Consider the following 18505-nt stretch of genomic DNA (forward strand, 5'->3'; position numbering starts at 1 on the left):
TGCCAACGCGCCTCAAATTGTATTGATGTGAACCTAACATCAAGATGGTGCCCCGGGCCGGACTTGAACCGGCACAGCGCGAACGCCGAGGGATTTTAAATCCCTTGTGTCTACCAATTCCACCACCAGGGCAACGCAGTATGCGATGGTACACCATCATTCCAACAAGCTTCGTCGCTGGAACGAGGCGTACTTTAGCGCAATAGTTTTTCAGGTCAACCAATTAAATGATTATCTTGGTTTAAATGCTGAAAAAAACGGCTTAACGGCTAGATATTGACAAAATCTGCTAATAATCAATCAGTTCTAAACATGCACGTCATTACTAACAATTGATCGATGAGTAATAGATGTCACTTTGACTGGTATGCTCAAAGTTAAACTCTAAGCTCTTACCATCTTCATCGGTAACCAGGATCGTCAGTTGTTCCGGTTTCGCTTTCAAAGGTGGATACTTCGCCTCAAACCAAGAGCGGTAAATACCCTGACCATCATAGTATTTGGACGTTAATTGAAACTGACTTGGACCGCTCATTAACGCGCCACTTTCCGTCACCACTTCTGCGTGGACCAACTTATTTTGTTCAACTTTCGTTTCCAGTACCGCAACGATCGAAATACTGTTGTCTGTATCACTGCTTGGATACACGCTAACTAAATGTTCTGAGTAATTCTGTGCGATGCCATCGTGTTTTGCTTTGTGGTAACCACAGCTGCGGCTGGCAACTTCTGTTTGCCCTTGTTTTAATACCGGTTTGTAGTATTCGCGTGTCGTTGGGTAGAGTACGCACCCAGCAAGTAATGTACTCAATATGGCCACTAACCAAATTCTATTCATAGGTTCTCCTAACTAGGTGAAGCATTATGAACACTGTTCTATTGCATTTCCACTACCAAATGCAAATGTTTAATTTTCAAAAATGAAGACTGTTCGTTCCAATAAAGATCTCTTCGACCGCCTTTTATCATTACCGATAAACAAAAAGCCAGTGTTATAGCACTGGCTTCATTTCTTCTGTGAGGTGATAGAGTCACATCATTTCGTTAAGACTAAATCTGTAAAGTACGGTCCTTAAAGGTCACTTTTTCCATGTTGATTAAGGTGTCTGTCCCTTGTGAAGGACATTCGACAATAAAGCTGTTTACCTGCGCTTCTACACGCGTACAGTCTGCGTAATCCGCATCCACCACATAGTTATCAGAACCAGCTTTGCCATCGATGACATTGTCTTTCTCGTTTCCTTCAAGGGTGTTGTCTTGATCATTAGCCGTCAGGTTAATGGTGTCGTTGCCGATGATTTTGGCATTGAGTAACCATTGAGATTTAGACGTATACTCTTCACCTGCAACCGCATCATCAAGGTTCATCTTAAACGTAGGAGTGTCACTACTGCCAGGAAACTGGTTGCGGTGAAATGTGCTCACGCCTGTTGAGTCAATACGCGCCGTGTATTGAAGATAATCATGGAACAGCTCTGAAATCCAACCTTCTGCATCCGGGTCCTGAGCTTTCATCTCATCCCGCGTCAATGCCTTATAGCCATCCAGTCCTGCTCCATTGTGTTTTGAAACCCCCATGTAGGCTTCAAATGCAGCCGCTAAATACTCATGTGAATAGGTTGTTCCTATTACGTCAGAGTTAACGTCATCACTAATCCAGTCATCCCAGGTTGATTTTTCAGGTTTCCAGATGTCTTCAGAATTATTGTAGATGTTTAATGCTCGGTTATCGATATCTCGCTGTAAGGCTTTATAATTGTCATTTGGCGCAATACCTTGCGCCTGAACAATATGTAAGATTTCCTCATACCCGGCATCACGATCAGCGTTAACCCCCAGATCCGCACAGTAGTTGGCGTACTTACTCATGTAGTGGCAGTCGCCATCTAGTGTTAGCTCCCGGTACATTAATGCCTGACTGTTGATTAGCCACTGAGGCGTTTGAGCACTTTTATAAACACCCTCAAGAAAACTCGAAGTTACTTTTTCAGCGTCATCTTCGGTCTGTTTGTCACTGTACTCGTTAAACGATTCGATAAAGGTATTCTCACTTGAAAAGTCGAGCCCTGCCAGAGTGCTGGCGCCGGAAGCTGACACCCAGCTTTCCAGTTGCCCCTGTCTAAAGGCTTCTTTGACAAACAACCTCATCATCAACGCTTCGTTGTCTTCATCATTTGCGGTTAGCATCAAGGTAGCGTTACGCTCAGCCATCGATGCTGCGATTGAAGTTTTATCCGCGCCATAAGTGCTTCCAGCATAGTCCGTTAGCAGATGCTGCATGATCATGACAGCACGACGAATCTTTTCTCCACCAACCCCGTCGTCAGCTGCAATAATGTTAATGGCTGGTTCAGATGAGGAACTGCGTGAACTTCTGCTCACATTGCTTCTCGGCGTTAACTTGACATAACGGTCAATTCCTTCAACCGCGAACTCTTCGGGCACTGTCGAATAGAAGGTTGCAGAGCCAATCGCTGAGCCCTGAATTACCGGCAGTGAAACTCCCGCATTTGTCGTAGAACCATTGGAGGAGTTATTCGAGTTACTGTCACTACCACACCCTGTAACCAGGATGAGTGACACCATTAGCGATAAGCTTGTTTTTTTCATCTATTTTGCCCGTTTACAGCTAATCAGAGCTGGATTGATTAGGCTGTGTAACCGTCACACCAGGGAGACTAAAATCAGCGTTACACAGTAGTGGTTGAGGATGCTAAACAACCCACTCACCCAAGGCAATTACGCATCAGAACGCGTAACGAAAACCAATAAAGGAATGTAAGCAGGGGCAAGACTCTTCTTACATTTGGCAAGCGTAGAAGTTGAAAATTTGGGGCCAGAATTGGAAGCCAAGTAACTAATTTTTACAGCATCTTGTTACCAACAATCTGATTTTATAGGGCTTTAATACGGTAATTTTGGTTACGTAAGCGTTTGTAAGCATTTCAGCTCGATGTGTGTAAACGAGAACAATTACCTTATTGATATCCATCGTTGCCGAGACGTCGCCAGCAGGTTGTTTAATCTAAGATCCTTCCTCAATTCAACGCTCTTATTTCAGTTAAGTACCTATTCGCGTAAGCAATCGGTTGGCTTGAAGCATGACTCGATTGTTATATACTGCGGCGCAAGTAGTTCAAGGTGGTGCCGTCGGTAGATGAATTCCAAGATATTATTAATCGAAGACGATAAAGATATTTCTCAGTTAACTAAAATGTATCTTACTGCAGAAGGTTATGACGTTGACGTCATTGATGATGGCGCGCTTGCGATTGAGAGGATACGCAATACTCAACCGGACTTGGTTCTACTAGACCTGATGTTACCTGGTAAATCTGGTGCTGAAATCTGCAATGAAGCTCGTCAGTTTTACACTGGGATGATCATGGTCTTAACCGCAGCTGAAGACGAAATGAGCGAAGTCAGTTTGCTAAAGTTTGGGGCAGATGACTATGTGACTAAGCCAGTAAAGGGACACATCCTCGTCGCACGTATCGAAGCTCTACTGCGCCGATATAAGCGCCAGCAAACTCTGGAACAAGTATGTCACGTTGCCGATGCACACGGTATCGTCATTAATACTAAGAACCAAACCGCCTACTACGACCATAAACCCCTTAGCCTGACAAATTCTGAGTTCGAGATCCTGCAACTCTTGGTCGAACATTGCGGACAGACAGTGTCGCGTGAACACTGTTGTCGATTAGCGCGTGGGATAGAGTACGACGTCAATAATCGCTCGATAGATATGCGTGTTTCTGGTTTACGGAAAAAACTGATTCAAGCCGAGGTGTATAGTGCTTCAATCAAAACGATCCGTAATCAGGGCTACAAGCTGGTAGGCAACAACTAATGCAGTTCAAGTCCCGCCCCAGGTCGATGTTTGCCTGCCTTTACACTGAAAGCCTGATTGGCTTAATCGTTACCTTTGCACTGTTTATGCACTTTGGCAGTCACTATCTGCGTCAGGGTGATATTGAAACCTTTGTTGGTGACGGTGTTAACTATGCTCAACATTACGTCAATAGCCGCTATGAACCACAAGGACTATACACGCGACTTAATCAGTTTCAGCATCTGACATTCTACGATTACACCCTCTCGCTTGAATCTGACTTAGACCCAAATAAACCTTTGTGTGCCAACTGCACACTTTACCTCAGTTCTCAGGGGGTAAAGGTTTATATGGATGAGGATGAGCTACTGCATACTGCCCTCCCCATCCCTAACTCTAAGCAACACATGATTTTCAGGGAGATAGAGGATCCTTTTATCGCCGCTACGCCATGGTACCAAGATCGTGAGATTCATTTCATGCTCTGTTTGTTCTTTACAATGAGTATTGCTCTGGGGCTTCTGATTTACCTTCCTTTGTATCGCGTAAACAAAAGAATTAATCGCCTGATTAAAATACAACAACGTTTCGGCGGCGGAGAGCTGGGGATCCGAGCGGACGATTATCATATCTCACCGATAAGCGAAATTACTCACAGCTTTAATAATATGGCGGATGATATCGAACGACTGGTTAAACAGGGACAAGTCTTCTCACACGCGATTCCACACGAAGTTCGCACACCACTGAGTAAAATACAGATGGCCTGTGACTTGGTTCAGCGCGATGACTGTCCTGATAAGAAGCAGCTATTTAATGATATTGACGACTATATCCAGGATATATCGAGTCTGACGACTGACATCCATCAGTTATCTAAGCTAACCAATAAATCAGACACCTCTGCCGAGCGACTTGATACTGCCGAGATACCTTTCGCTCAGTTTTGTCTGGGTCGTCTACAGATGATGTCGAGTGCCGACAGTCAATTCTACATAGATGATGGCATCGAGAATGAACAGATAACCGTACCGGTGACATTGGCAAAACTGGTGCTTGATAACCTGTTCAAAAACGCAGACCGTTACGGTAATGGGGTTGTCGTGGTTCGTTTATGTCAACATCAAACCTACTGGACAGTTAGTGTTGAGGACAATGGCTGCGGCATTCCGGAAGATAAGCGCGATGAGATTTTTCTCGCTTTCTCCCGGCTCGATAAAAGTCGTAACGCTAATAACGGCGGGTTTGGTCTTGGTCTGGCGATTGCAGATAATGCAGCCAGACTGCTCAACTGGACGATCAACATCGGTGATAGTGAACTTGGCGGTGCAAGGTTTACCGTGTTTATCCCTACCATTCCAGAGTAACAAATGCCCTGAACCAAGTGGTCAAGGGCATTAATCAGTGTCGTAAACCTCTGTTCAATCAGCCTACGACTATATTGCCTTGCTGCTCTCTGACCCGCCAACGCTGAAGCGTTACCTTTGGGTCCTCGATACATTCGCCGCTTTCTAGACAGAAATGCTGTTTGAATAAAGGAGACGCCACACACAGCTTCCCTTTGAAATCACCGACAATACCCCTGCTCAATACGTATGCCTTACCTATCGGGTCCCAGTTCTGTAGTGCAAACAGACCTGAGTCCGGGATATAAAACAGCGCAACCTGTTGTCCGTCGATCATCGCTGTTCTTCCCTGATATGGTGTCAGTTCAGATAACTCACACACTTTTACGCTTTCGAGTGCTTCCATTACACTTCCTCCTTAGCAGGAATACGTTGTCCCCGAACCCTTTGGTAGGGTAATAACTGACTACCAGTATCTGCATTGACGAATGGTTTGAATTTGACCAGCTTTTCAGGAGTATCCAGTGTACTCTTCCATTCACACTGGTAAGTATCGACAATATGTTGCATCTGCTTTTCAAGCGACTCTACAATCTCTAGCGAGTCTTCTATGACCACTTGTTTTAGGTAATCTAACCCACCTTCAAGATTCTCCATCCACACTGAGGTTCTTTGTAATCGGTCAGCCGTACGCACATAGAACATCAACACCCGATCTATCAGCGCGATCAACTCCGGTTTAGAAAGATCTGTCGCGAACAGATCAGCATGCCTTGGCCTCATTCCCCCATTGCCACAAACGTAAAGGTTCCAGCCATTTTCGGTGGCAATCACTCCAATATCTTTACTCTGAGCTTCGGCGCATTCACGCGTACAACCTGATACAGCAAACTTAATTTTGTGCGGTGCTCTGAGTCCTTTGTAACGATTCTCTAGCTCAATCGCTAGCCCGACTGAGTCATCGACTCCGTAGCGACACCATGTAGAACCGACACAAGATTTTACCGTTCGCAGTGACTTACCATAGGCATGACCAGTTTCGAAGCCCGCATCAATCAACGCTTGCCAGATTTCCGGTAACTGCTCTACCTGAGCACCAAACAGATCAACTCTCTGCCCGCCAGTAATTTTGGTGTAAAGATCGTATTTCTTTGCCACCTGCCCTAATGCAATGAGTTTATCAGGGGTGATTTCCCCGCCAGCAACACGTGGAACAACTGAATATGAACCATCCTTTTGTAGGTTGGCCATAAAGGCGTCATTAGAATCCTGCAGGCTGCTGTGCTGAGGCTCCATAATGTGTTCGTTCCATAGCGATGCAAAAATTGACGCAGCGGTAGGTTTACACAGGTCACACCCATGTCCATGACCATGTTTTTCAATCAAAGAGGCAAAGTCTTTGATTTCCTCCACCTGGCAGATGTGGAATAGCTCCTGACGGGATAACGCGAAATGTTCACAGATATTATTGTCCACTTCTACACCCATCGCCGTCAGTTCGGTATCGAGCACGGTTTTAACCATGTTGCTGCAGCCACCACAACCTGTGCCAGCTTTCGTTTCTGCTTTCAATACATCCAATTGATGCGCGCCTGCATGAATCGCACTGACCAAATCGCCTTTAGTGACATTGTGACATGAGCAAATCACGCTACTATCGGCCATCTCGTTACCAAGCATGTCAGTATCAAACAAAAGATTTGCTGCGTGATCAGGCAACACTGTCTGGTTCAGGTAGCACTGTAATAACGCATCATAATCTGAGTTATCACCGACCAGAATAGCCCCAAGTAACTGAGTGCCTGTTGCATCGACCACCAGCTTTTTATAGACACCTTGCACAGCATCATTGAGGATCATCTCTTGCGCGCCTTCAGTCGCTTTGTGTGCATCGCCAATCGAAGCTACATCTACACCAAGTAACTTGAGTTTGGTGCTCATATCGGCTCCGGAGAATCCAGCACTGTCACGACCTGACAACTCATCAGCGACCACTCTAGCCATGGTGTATCCTGGCGCGACCAAACCAAATACCTTCTCTTGCCACAATGCACATTCACCGATCGCATAAATGTTGTTATCGCTGGTCTTACACTGGTCATTAATAACAACCCCACCGCGCTCACCGACCTCGAGTTGCGCAGCTTTTGCCAATGTATCCTGAGGACGAATACCTGCAGAAAATACGATGACGTCTACTTCTAGTGGCTCTTGATCTTTAAAGACCATTCGATGGTGAGCCGTCTCACCGTCACAGATTTTCTCCGTTGCTGTGGCAGTATGGACTGACAATCCCAACTGTTCGATTTTACTTTTCAGCACCGAACCTGCTTGATCATCTAGCTGGACAGGCATCAAACGCGGAGCAAATTCGATGACATGAGTTTTAACCCCAAGTAGTTTAAGAGCGTTAGCGGCTTCTAGTCCTAATAAACCACCACCAATAACCGCACCTGTTTTGGCTCCCTGACAGGCCGTTTTTATTTCGGATAGATCATCGAGGGTTCGATACACGAAGATATTGCTTCGGTCATTGCCTTGAATTGGAGGAACGAAAGGATATGACCCTGTAGCCAACACGAGTTGGTCGTAACCAATCACACTGTCACCATCAAGCAGTAAACGTTTATTTTCTCGCTCGATTTTGCTGACCTGACATCCCAGTATTAACTCAATACCATGTTTGCTGTACCACTCTTCGCTGCTTAACATCAAATCCTGATGGCTATTGCCAGCAAATAGCGACGACAATTGAACGCGGTCATAGGCGATAAATCGCTCCTCACCAACCACTGTAATTCTCTTTTGCAAATGTGCACCACGTTCAACCAGTTGGGCAACTAAATGGTGGCCGACCATGCCGTTACCAACTATTACGATATGTTCCATTATCTTCTCCTTACGCCGTCTGAGCGGGCGCATCGACTGGTTGTTTGCTTTTAGCGGGCTTAAGCTGTTTAGACTGTTTTTCATATAGGAAGCGCAGCACACTCTGACGATACTTCTGGTACTGACTGTCTTCGGCGAGTGCAACGCGATCTCGGGGTCTTGGCAGATCAATCGATAGAACCTCGCCAATCGTTGCAGCAGGTCCATTGGTCATCATCACAATTTTGTCGGACAAGAGCACGGCTTCATCGACATCGTGGGTAATCATAATGACGGTATTATTTAGCTCGGACTGAATCTTCATCAGAGAGTCTTGTAGGTGGGCACGTGTCAGTGCATCGAGAGCGCCAAACGGTTCATCCATCAACAGAACCTTAGGTTTCAATGCTAACGCTCTGGCAATTCCTACACGCTGTTTCATTCCGCCAGAAATCTCATCGGGTTTCTTATCCGCAGCATGGGACATTTGAATCAAATCAAGGTAGTGTTCGACCTGCTGCTTAATCCACTCTTTGAGGTTTTGTTCACCGCAATGCTGCGCAGCGATCTGTTTAACGGCTAGTTCGACGTTCTGATAAACCGTTAACCATGGCAATAACGAATGGTTCTGGAAAACCACAGCACGTTCCGGCCCCGGCCCACTCACTTCTCGTCCATCAACGATCACTCCACCATCGGTTGGTAAATGTAGCCCTGCAACCAGGTTGAGTACGGTAGACTTACCACAGCCGGAATGACCAATTAGCGAAATAAACTCGCCTTGTTTAATCTGTAGGTTCACATTCTTAAGTGCGATAAATTCGCCGTTTGGTGTTGGGAACCTCATTCCCAACTGGGTTAAATCGAGTAGCGCTTTAGACATAACAAACTCCTTTTATCGCAATGCCTGCTGTTTATTCCATGACAACCACTTCTGCAGCTGTAACATTCCTCGGTCAAGTAGCAGCCCAATAAAGCCAATGGCAATGACTGCAACCATAATTCGACCGAGTGACGCCGAGCTACCATTTTGAAATTCATCCCAGACAAATTTTCCCAACCCTGGGTTTTGTGCCAACATTTCTGCGGCAATCAGAACCATCCAGGCAATACCGAGAGAGAGTCGCAAGCCAGTAAAAATCATCGGAATTGCAGAAGGCAGAACGATCACCCGGATATGTTGCCACCACGAAAGTTGCAGAACCTTGCTGACATTGATTAGATCCTTATCAACGCTGGTTACGCCAACCGCTGTATTGATCAAGGTTGGCCATAGGCTACAAAGTGCAACTGTCAGCAATGAATTGACAAATGACTTAGCAAATAGCGGGTCATCACTAACATAAGTCGCGCTCACCACCATGGTGACAATAGGTAGCCACGCCAAAGGTGATACAGGCTTTAGTAGTTGAATTATTGGGTTGAATGCCTGGTAAGCGCCTTGGTTTAAGCCAAGTACAATACCAAGTGGAATAGCAATGGCTGTTGCTAACAAAAATCCACTGGCAACAGTGATTAAGCTGGTCACGATTTGGTCGAAGAAAGTGGGCTTCCCCGTATATGGTCGAATTTTGACCTTAGCTTCGGGATTCTTCGCCAGTTTCGCTGCGTTGCGTTTTTCTTGTCGCTCTATAAAGGCGACTTCTTTTTCTCTTTCTGCCCAGTGCTCTACAACGAGATTACTGAACTGTTGATAGGTTTGCGCCGGGCCCGGTAAGGTACCCAGTGAGGTCTCTACCTGACGCGCACTAAAGTGCCACATCATTAAGAATATTAAGATTCCTATTGCTGGGAGCAGAAACGCCTTGCTCTTGTTAGCAACCATCTTCTTACTCGGCATCAGTGAAATTACATTGCTCGACATAACGACTCCTATACATCCTTGTCATTGTTGTAATTTGGAGGGGACAGTCTCCCCTCCTGGCAGGGGTTAAACTTTGTCTTTGCCTTTTAAGCCGATTGAAAACTGCTTCAGGTAGTCATTCGGAGTGCGGCCGTCATAAACGATGTTGTCGATAAAATGTGTCTGTGGAGCACGAAACCCATCTTCCTGATCAAAGTCAGGGAAGTCTTTCTCGCTTAACACCCCATCTTCAACCAAGGCTTGTGCTGCCTGTTGGTAAATGTCTGGACGGTAAACCTTCTTAGCGACATCCATATACCATTGATCCGGTTTTTGTTGAGAGATTTGCCCCCATCGACGCATCTGCGTCAGATACCAGATTGCATCACTGTAGTAAGGATAAGTTGCGTTATGGCGGAAAAAGACATTGAAGTCCGGCACTTCACGTACATCGCCTTTTTCGTATTCAAAAGTCCCGGTCATTGAGTTGGCAATAACATCGAAATCAGCCCCTACATATTCGCTCTTCGCCAGTAGCTTTACGGCTTCAGCTCGGTTGGCGTTGTTATTATCATCGAGCCAATGGGCTGCTCTGATCAGCGCCTTAACCACGCGTATGTGAGTATTTGGATATTTTTCGGCCCAGCTCTTCGACACTCCAAACACTTTCTCTGGATTGTTTTTCCAGATTTCGTAATCAGTCACAACCGGTACGCCAATACCTTTAAATACCGCTTGCTGGTTCCAGGGTTCACCAACGCTGTAGCCTTCTATGGTTCCAGCCTCCATCGTTGCTGGCATTTGTGGTGGTGGCGTAACGCTTAACATTACCTCTGCGTTGATCTGACCGCTGTTATCGCCAGCATCAGGTGCGTAATATCCCGGATGAATACCACCCGCGGCTAACCAGTAACGTATCTCGTAGTTATGGGTTGATACCGGGAACACCATCCCCATATTGAATGGCTTACCTTGATCCAGATAACTTTCCACCACAGGTTTCAGGGCATCAGCCTTAATTGGATGAACGGGTTTACCATCTGCCTGCATAGGAATATGTGGCTTCATCTGCTGCCATGTTTTGTTCGAGACGGTAATTGCATTGCCATTGAGGTCCATGCTGAACGCGGTAATCACTTCGGCTTTGGTGCCAATGCCTATCGTTGCTCCAAGTGGTTGGCCTGATAGCATATGTGCACCATCGAGTTCCCCATCAATGACCCGGTCTAGCAATACTTTCCAGTTTGCCTGTGCTTCTAAAGTGACGTACAACCCTTCGTCTTCGAAAAAGCCTTTTTCATAGGCAACCGCTAGCGGCGCCATATCAGTCAGCTTGATAAAACCAAATTTGAGGTCTTCAAGTTCAGGTTCTCCAATCTCGGCAAACGAGCTAGGTAAGTAAAAAAGCGTCGTCAGCGTTACCGCAGAGAATGACTGCTTGGCTAATGTCTTCCATTTCATAAGTTTTCTCCAATAAAAAAGGCGCCACGCCTCCGCAGAGTCGTAGCGCCATTGCATCCTTGTCTATTACCGCCGTTGATAATGTAAGGTCACGATTGAACAAATTGTCATAATGCTGGTTTAACTATTCCAAGATGTGTGCCAATTCATTAAATCCTTTTAAATCATTCAGTTATTAAAAATCAGTTAGTGAGCAGCGAGTGAGTTGCTTACTATTAGTGCAGACCGCACCATTGCGGATTTTTTGTTATAACCCTAAAGTGGTGGGTAATTCACTTCAATGCCTCTAACGTTTGCAGCAAGTTTCTAGCGACCTGGCCTAGGGGCTGACTCGATTGCATCGCCGATTTTCTCATCGCCTGATAGGCTTGTTGCTCATCAACCTGATGGAGTTTCATTAACATCCCTTTGGCTTTTTCAATCAACTTTCTGTCCTCCAAACGAGTTTCTAACCCATCGATTTTTTGCTCTAGTTTTACAACCGAACTACGTAAGTTTTGCGCTTGTTGTAGCCAAGGGCTGAGTGTTGACTGCCAATCCGACGCAATCACTACATAGTCGACTTGTTTAGGTAAACGGTTAATATCATTAACGTTAATCTTTTCAAGGACGATCAGTAATGGGGTATTTCGCTTGCGACAAACATCTATCATCAGACAGAGCTCAGCACAGATACTTTGCCAGCCGATAACGACACAGGCATCAGGTTCCCTTTCGATCATCACCTCAAACTGACTGAGTTGGCAGGTTGAGATTTCGTCGTATTCCTGAGCGAGCTGAGTGGTTAATTTGACTTGTTGTTCGAGTCGATCACAACAGATAACAATGGGGTTTTGGGAGAGTTTTGCTTTCATCAACATTCCTTGTTATGTCTCTATCTACAAGAGACATAACAAGGAATATGCCAATTAGCTTTTTGCTGGGATTTAAGCGGGTTATCGACAGTATTCAGACCATAGCTGGTATGCTTTTTCGAATCCCTGTTCATAATCGTTGAGCTGTGCGAACAGAACCGCAGCCATCGTCGACACAACGGTGTTCGCCATCATATTTAACTCATTGGTGTCAGTATTGAAAAGACATTCCTTCGGCATCGGAATGTCCGTTAGCATACGTTCCGTCCAATAATGAGACTCGACGCCTTGCTGTGTACTGATCCACACTGTTTGGCTTACTTTAGGGTTGTATTCTGATTCGCCAGACTGGCCTTTGAACGAGACAACAGCATGACTGCTGAGACCGATTTCACTCTCTACCTCAGCATGCAATTGCTGAAAACCGGGATGGAAGCTACCGCGAAGACCTACTGCAGCGCCACCTGGGTTTAGTGCACGAACGACCGTGTTAATTGGTGTTCTTAAACCATAACGATTTTTCCAACCAATCATCACTTCAGCTTGTGGGGCAAAGTGCTTAAGCGGCAGATAAGCGATACCAAACTGTTGCAATAACTCTTGTGCCTGCTGCGGTGACTCCGCCAGAGGTATCCCGAGTGCCGCCAAATAATCCTCTGCATGTAAACGCCCTGCAGGTCGATCGTGGTAACCGTGGAGAAGTACTTTATAGCCAGCGCCCGCTAGCAGCTTAGCAGACAGTAAATGCCATGGTTGGCCCGCACTGGTACGTTTACCCGCATAGCAAGGCCAATCAATATCCGCACCTAAGTTTGGTACCCGAGACTGAAAAGCCTTAACAAAACCTGCGATCTCTTGTTGGGTTTCATTCTGAACACGTATAAGCATAAGTAACATAGCCATCTGGTCGTCATCACATTTACCATCCAGATACTCGTCCATTACTCGATAAGCTTGTTCAAAAGTCAAAGGTTTGCGCCCGCGCTCACCACGACCAACAGTGCGAATACATTCTAATATCGTGCTCATACTTCCTCTTGAGAGATCACTGACTCTACGGTTGTTTGTAGTTCTTTTCGCAGTTTGACTACTTCCCCCAAGATAATCAATGCCGGGCTTACTCCTTTGAGTTCATTCGCTTTGGAAACAAGCTGATCCAAACTAGTGACATGGACTATCTGCTGAGGACTGCATCCATGTGTGACGATGGCCAGCGGAAAATCACCACTAAGACCATACTCCATCAGACCAGTACTTATCTGATCAGATTTCTCTAACCCCATGTAAAACACCAGAGTTTGTCCGGCGTTAACCAGTTGCGACCATGCCGGTAATGCTCCTGTCACGACCTGACCTGTCACTAAGGTTACGCTGCGAGCAACCTGTCGATGCGTCAGGGGGATAAAAGACGAAGCTGCACAACCAATTGCGGCTGTAATACCCGGTATGACCTGATATTCGAGATTGTGTTTGGCTAACATCAATGCCTCTTCACCACCGCGACCAAATATAAATGGGTCACCGCCCTTGAGTCTGACAACAGTTTTGCCAAGCACGGCAAACTCCACCAGTAAACGACTGATCTCTTGTTGTTCCAGACTCGGCTGACCACAACGTTTACCTACATAGACTTGCTGACAGTGAGCAGGAGCGAAATCGAGTATCTCTCGATTAACCAGTCGATCATAAACAATGACATCCGCACGTTTAATTACTCTTAGTGCTTTTAGCGTCAACAATTCTGGGTCATTTGGACCTGCTCCCACCAAGTAGACTCTGCCTTTAACGGATGATGCAGAGTTACAATTGATATGACTGCTATGGTCGTTTCGACTCAACTGGTGGCAACTGAAGCCTGCACTGCGCAAGTTGCGGTATGAACCGTCTTTTAATCTTTGATCTGTTTTCATCACTTGCTCACTATCACTGTTTGGCTATGTTGGTCGACCAAGGCGGCTATTTGCGGCAAGCACGATCCACAGTTGGTGCCACATTTAAGTTTGTTTTTTAGCTGAAGCACTGAAGTACAATCACCACTCTCTAATTCACGTATTATCTGCTGATCGTTGACACGTAAACAGCTGCATACCAGTAGAGCTTTCTCTTGCTGTGCGGCAACGGAAAGGAGTCTCGAAAACGTCAGTGGTGCTCCGATTAAACGGGCCAGATCAGCTGAAGTGACGGTAATCGGTTGACCAGAAATCAGTATGAGTGAACGGATGATTTTTTGCTCACCAGCATTGTCGTAGCCGATAGCTAACCATCCTTTTTCGATATCCATAACTAACTGACGCTCGCAAAGAGTGCCTCCTAGCTCACTTGCACTACTTTTATCAAGCCAATCGCGGCTGGCAAAACGCCACACACCAGTTCTCTCTTCGGTTTGAAACGAATGATAGATGAAGTCCTTGTGACTGAATTGGTCACCCAGGTACATGCCATAGCAATTGACCCTTACGGCTTGTAGCTCGACAGGTTGCGATTTGAATGCAGGCTGTCCTGAATGAAGATCTGACTTACGGCTTAAAATAGCGTTAACCTGATTAAACTGTGCGTATTTACCCGCCCAGTGCATCGACATAAACAGTTGTTTATCACTCAAGCCGTCGTCAAATTCTGCTTTGGCGACAATGCTTTGGTTGTTTTCTGAGCTGGAAACTGACACTAACTGACCTTGCTTGATGTTTAAACAATCCGCCGAGCGCGAATTAAGATAAACTGTCGGTTCAGCTTCCGTCGCAGCTAAATGCGCTATGTGTCCAGTGCGAGTCATGGTATGCCATTGGTCACGCTGTCGCCCTGTGTTTAACCACCACTGCATTTTATCGCTAGCTTGAGAATGGGACGGAACGATAAACCTTGCTTTTCCGTCATCAAAACTAAACTGGCCATTAGCAAATGGATGGGCACCTCCCCACTGGACTGGCTGCCACGCTGCGTACTCTTGCTCACTAATCTGAGCGTATTCCGACAAATCTAACAGTAATGAACTGTTTTTGTTCAAGCCTGTCATGGCGGCATATTCGCCAAACACCTCTGCTTCTGTTAAAAACTTGAATCCATCTTGCATCGCAAGGCGTGCGCTCACCTTGGAGGCGACCATTGCAATCGCCTGCCAGTCAGGCTTCGCTAAACCCTTTGGCTTTTGAAACTGCCGCTGGCGTGTAAGCATACGTTCGGAATTGGTTACCATACCCTGCTTTTCGCCCCATCCTGCAGCGGGCAGAAGCAAGTCCGCGTACTGAGCGATATCTGATTCGGCTGTCACATCTGAAACAATTACTAAAGGACATTTCTTCAGTGCTTGCTGAATAAATCTGTTATCCGGCATAGAAACCACCGGATTGGTCGCCATAATCCAGATCACTTGGATATCGCCACGTTCTACCGCTTCAAACATCTCAATTGCTTTTAAACCCGGCTTTCGGGCAAGTCGGTCGGTTTGCCAAAACTCACTGATTAGCTCAATAGATTGGTGGTCGAACCCTCTGTGAATTGCCAACTGATTGGCCAATCCACCGACTTCACGTCCTCCCATTGCATTTGGCTGGCCGGTAATTGAAAATGGCCCCGAACCAGCGCGACCAATTTTTCCCGTTGCCAGATGCGCATTAATAATTGCGTTGGCCTTATCAGCTCCAAATTGCGATTGATTAACTCCTTGACAGAATAGTGTCACTGCCCGCTTAGTCGTGGCAAACCAATTGAAAAATGTCGTAAGTTGTTCGCTACTCAGACTCAGGTGCTGACTAAGAGAATCAAGCGAATACTGCTCTGAGACAAGGTGTTCAAATAGCTGTTTGCTTCCTTCGGTATGCTGCGCAATGAAGTGATGATCTAACTGTTCGTGTTCAATCAAGTATTTTAACAAACCGTTGAACAGGGCGATGTCACCGTCATTTTCGATCGCCAGATGTAGATCCGCCTGTTGAGCCGTGACGGTTTCACGCGGGTCGATCACCACCATCTTCAATTTAGGGTTACGCTCCCTGGCTTGCTGAATACGGCGAAATAGTACTGGGTGTGTCCAGGCTGTATTGGCGCCACAGATAACGATCATGTCTGCTGCATCAATATCGTTATAACTTACGGGGACAACGTCTTCACCGAAAGCCCGGTTATGAGCGACAACCGCAGAGGACATACATAAACGTGAATTGGTATCTATGTTGGCACTGCCTACTACCCCCTTCATAAACTTGTTGGCTAGATAGTAATCTTCCGTTAACAGTTGCCCAGAAACGTACATGGCTGTCGAATCAGGCCCACGACTTTCAATCGCTTGATGATAAGCATCCGCAATAAGATCGGTGGCTCGTTCCCAACTAATCTCTTGGCCTTGATACTTGGGGTAAAGCAAGCGAGATGGCATATCGAGACTTTGTGCCAAGGCAGATCCTTTTACACATAATGACCCCTGATTAGCGGGGTGCTTTTTATCACCAACAATTCCTAATTGATTAACTTCAACTCCACACCCTACTCCACAATATGGGCAGGCAGTTTTTGTACATTCCGTTGTCATCACTCACTCCTTAAACGACGAAAGCCTCTCTCGCGGACGAGAGAGGCTTCGTTGCCTGTGACGTTGTTATATTTTTTGAGCCTCCATACAAGGAGGGCTGTTTCTAGTGAGCAATTAGAGTGCCATAGATTACACTCTATATAATTCAGTAACTTATAGACGGTCTATTTATAGCTTTGCACTAAGTTTGTGCATCTAGGCTCTATTCGGTGCGTTATCAGATGAATCGTCGTTGGTTCATTAAGCTGTTGAGTTACCCGCTCATAGATATTCACCCTGAGAATGAGTTATAGTCTCCTGATGCTGATTTAGTCGCTATAGCAGGGATAGTAATGGACGACTACAAAAAACAAATAGAGCAGCTAAAGCGTGAGAACGAGCAATTACTGCGAGCCAATCAACGTCTACAAGAGAAACTTAACGTTGCTTTAGACGGTAACGGCCTATGTCTGTGGGAACAGCACGTTCCATCGGGCACCCTGACCATTTTCAATATGGAATGGGGAAAAATGCTTGGCTACCAACCTAACGAGCTGACCGCGACAGTCGATACGTGGAAAAGTAACTTACACCCCGATGATTATGACTTAGCGGTAGGCGCATTCGAAGATCATATCTCCGGCAAAACAGACCTCTATCAGGTCATTCATCGCATGGTTCATAAAGATGGTAGTGATAGCTGGGTTTCTGATCGTGGCCGTGTCGTCGAATACGATGAACATGGTGCTCCGATTAGAATGATGGGGACTCATATCGACATCACTCAGGAAAAGCGCTACGAAATCCAGTTAGCTAAACTGGCAAATAGTGATCCTTTGACCGGCGTACTTAATCGAATAGCGATTGAGGATGAATTCGACAACCAGCTACAGAAAAACCACCACAAAACCAGTGCGTTAATCTTTATCGATATCGATAACTTTAAAAATGTTAACGACCAGTCCGGCCATCAGGCAGGCGATCGCTTATTAATTGAGATAGCTGAAGGCCTGGTGCGTGTAGCACCTAACAATGCCAGAGTCGGTCGCTTGGGAGGCGATGAGTTTGTTATTTTGTGTGGCGATTGTAAGCAAGAGCAAGCCCGTCAACTCTGTACTACCCTACTAAACGAGATAACCCCATCGATAAATAGTAACAACAACGCTGAGATTGGCTTCAGCATCGGCGCCTGCCTGTTTAGTGGCGTGTCCCATGAGTTTGCTGATATTTATCAACGCGCTGATCAGGCTATGTACGACGTGAAGAACAACGGTAAGAATGATTTTGCTTTGGTCGAACTGGATGATTTAAAGCCTCTGGCTGAGGTTTAACTTCGCTTAGATACGAAAAAACCAGCACTAGGCTGGTTTTTGTCGAAAATAATGGAGGCGCGTCCCGGAGTCGAACCGAGGTCCACGGATTTGCAATCCGCTGCATAGCCACTCTGCCAACGCGCCTCAAATTTTGTCGATGCTGAAAGCATCTAGATGGTGCCCCGGGCCGGACTTGAACCGGCACAACGCGAACGTCGAGGGATTTTAAATCCCTTGTGTCTACCAATTCCACCACCAGGGCACAAATCTAAAACTTGTGATGGAGACACCATCTGGAACAACGGCAATTTACCGTTATCTAAATATCTGGAGCGACACACGAGGTTCGAACTCGTGACCTCAACCTTGGCAAGGTTGCGCTCTACCAACTGAGCTAGTGTCGCAAATGGAGGCGCGTCCCGGAGTCGAACCGAGGTCCACGGATTTGCAATCCGCTGCATAGCCACTCTGCCAACGCGCC

The 18505-nt window shown here is 46.1% G+C and carries 14 protein-coding genes and 5 tRNA genes; 3 read left to right on the forward strand and 16 right to left on the reverse strand.

Translation table 11 applies throughout. From position 1 onward, the window contains the following. Positions 1 to 45 precede the first annotated feature (45 nt). From RH46_RS10090 to RH46_RS10100, 3 genes are all read right to left on the reverse strand, one after another. Positions 46 to 132 (reverse strand) — tRNA-Leu (locus RH46_RS10090). Positions 133 to 325: 193 nt separating this feature from the next. Beyond that, positions 326 to 838, reverse strand: coding sequence for a hypothetical protein (locus RH46_RS10095; protein ID WP_006879338.1), 513 nt, complete (start codon positions 836 to 838; stop codon positions 326 to 328). Between the two features lie 212 nt (positions 839 to 1050). Continuing rightward, the gene (locus RH46_RS10100) at positions 1051 to 2610 is read right to left on the reverse strand and encodes a hypothetical protein (RefSeq protein ID WP_006879339.1); all 1560 of its coding nucleotides are present in this window, start codon (positions 2608 to 2610) and stop codon (positions 1051 to 1053) included. A 547-nt stretch (positions 2611 to 3157) separates the two neighbouring features. Between RH46_RS10100 and RH46_RS10105 the strand changes: the two genes are divergently transcribed. Beyond that, entirely contained in the window at positions 3158 to 3853 is a 696-nt protein-coding gene (locus RH46_RS10105; protein WP_006879340.1) for a response regulator transcription factor, read from the forward strand. Then, the gene (locus RH46_RS10110; RefSeq protein WP_006879341.1) at positions 3853 to 5202 is read left to right on the forward strand and encodes a sensor histidine kinase; all 1350 of its coding nucleotides are present in this window, start codon (positions 3853 to 3855) and stop codon (positions 5200 to 5202) included. The genes RH46_RS10105 and RH46_RS10110 overlap by 1 nt, the downstream gene beginning before the upstream one ends. A 58-nt stretch (positions 5203 to 5260) precedes the next feature. Here the strand turns inward: RH46_RS10110 and nirD are convergent, their stop codons facing one another. From nirD to RH46_RS10155, 9 genes are all read right to left on the reverse strand, one after another. Continuing rightward, positions 5261 to 5587 carry a nitrite reductase small subunit NirD gene (gene nirD, locus RH46_RS10115; protein ID WP_006879343.1) on the reverse strand — a complete coding sequence of 109 codons (327 nt, stop codon included), beginning with the start codon at positions 5585 to 5587 and terminating at the stop codon, positions 5261 to 5263. Continuing rightward, positions 5587 to 8070, reverse strand: a complete 2484-nt coding sequence (nirB, locus tag RH46_RS10120) for a nitrite reductase large subunit NirB (protein WP_006879344.1) — start codon at positions 8068 to 8070, stop codon at positions 5587 to 5589. The genes nirD and nirB overlap by 1 nt, the downstream gene beginning before the upstream one ends. Before the next feature lie 10 nt (positions 8071 to 8080). Next, positions 8081 to 8932: an ABC transporter ATP-binding protein gene (locus RH46_RS10125; protein ID WP_006879345.1), complete on the reverse strand. Its 852-nt coding sequence runs from the start codon at positions 8930 to 8932 to the stop codon at positions 8081 to 8083. A gap of 12 nt (positions 8933 to 8944) precedes the next feature. Beyond that, entirely contained in the window at positions 8945 to 9913 is a 969-nt protein-coding gene (locus tag RH46_RS10130; protein ID WP_006879346.1) for an ABC transporter permease, read from the reverse strand. A gap of 66 nt (positions 9914 to 9979) precedes the next feature. Further along, positions 9980 to 11353 (reverse strand): CmpA/NrtA family ABC transporter substrate-binding protein, encoded by a 1374-nt coding sequence (locus tag RH46_RS10135; RefSeq protein WP_006879347.1) that lies wholly within the window; start codon positions 11351 to 11353, stop codon positions 9980 to 9982. Between the two features lie 272 nt (positions 11354 to 11625). Beyond that, positions 11626 to 12207 (reverse strand): ANTAR domain-containing response regulator, encoded by a 582-nt coding sequence (locus RH46_RS10140; RefSeq protein ID WP_006879348.1) that lies wholly within the window; start codon positions 12205 to 12207, stop codon positions 11626 to 11628. A gap of 81 nt (positions 12208 to 12288) precedes the next feature. Then, entirely contained in the window at positions 12289 to 13236 is a 948-nt protein-coding gene (locus tag RH46_RS10145) for a glycosyl transferase family protein (RefSeq protein WP_006879349.1), read from the reverse strand. Then, positions 13233 to 14117 carry a uroporphyrinogen-III C-methyltransferase gene (gene cobA, locus RH46_RS10150; RefSeq protein ID WP_006879350.1) on the reverse strand — a complete coding sequence of 295 codons (885 nt, stop codon included), beginning with the start codon at positions 14115 to 14117 and terminating at the stop codon, positions 13233 to 13235. Before cobA ends, RH46_RS10145 begins: the two co-directional genes overlap by 4 nt. Continuing rightward, positions 14117 to 16732 (reverse strand): nitrate reductase, encoded by a 2616-nt coding sequence (locus RH46_RS10155; protein WP_006879351.1) that lies wholly within the window; start codon positions 16730 to 16732, stop codon positions 14117 to 14119. Before RH46_RS10155 ends, cobA begins: the two co-directional genes overlap by 1 nt. Before the next feature lie 332 nt (positions 16733 to 17064). Between RH46_RS10155 and RH46_RS10160 the strand changes: the two genes are divergently transcribed. Next, complete coding sequence (locus RH46_RS10160) at positions 17065 to 18042, forward strand: sensor domain-containing diguanylate cyclase (RefSeq protein WP_006879352.1); 978 nt, start codon at positions 17065 to 17067, stop codon at positions 18040 to 18042. 52 nt (positions 18043 to 18094) lie between these two features. Here RH46_RS10160 and RH46_RS10165 read toward each other — a convergent pair. From RH46_RS10165 to RH46_RS10180, 4 genes are all read right to left on the reverse strand, one after another. Continuing rightward, positions 18095 to 18168: transfer RNA gene (locus RH46_RS10165), tRNA-Cys, on the reverse strand. Between the two features lie 31 nt (positions 18169 to 18199). Next, positions 18200 to 18286: transfer RNA gene (locus RH46_RS10170), tRNA-Leu, on the reverse strand. 66 nt (positions 18287 to 18352) lie between these two features. Beyond that, positions 18353 to 18428 (reverse strand) — tRNA-Gly (locus RH46_RS10175). Between the two features lie 3 nt (positions 18429 to 18431). Then, positions 18432 to 18505, reverse strand: a tRNA-Cys gene (locus RH46_RS10180).

The organism is Vibrio brasiliensis LMG 20546, assembly GCF_000189255.1.
Classification (GTDB): domain Bacteria; phylum Pseudomonadota; class Gammaproteobacteria; order Enterobacterales; family Vibrionaceae; genus Vibrio; species Vibrio brasiliensis.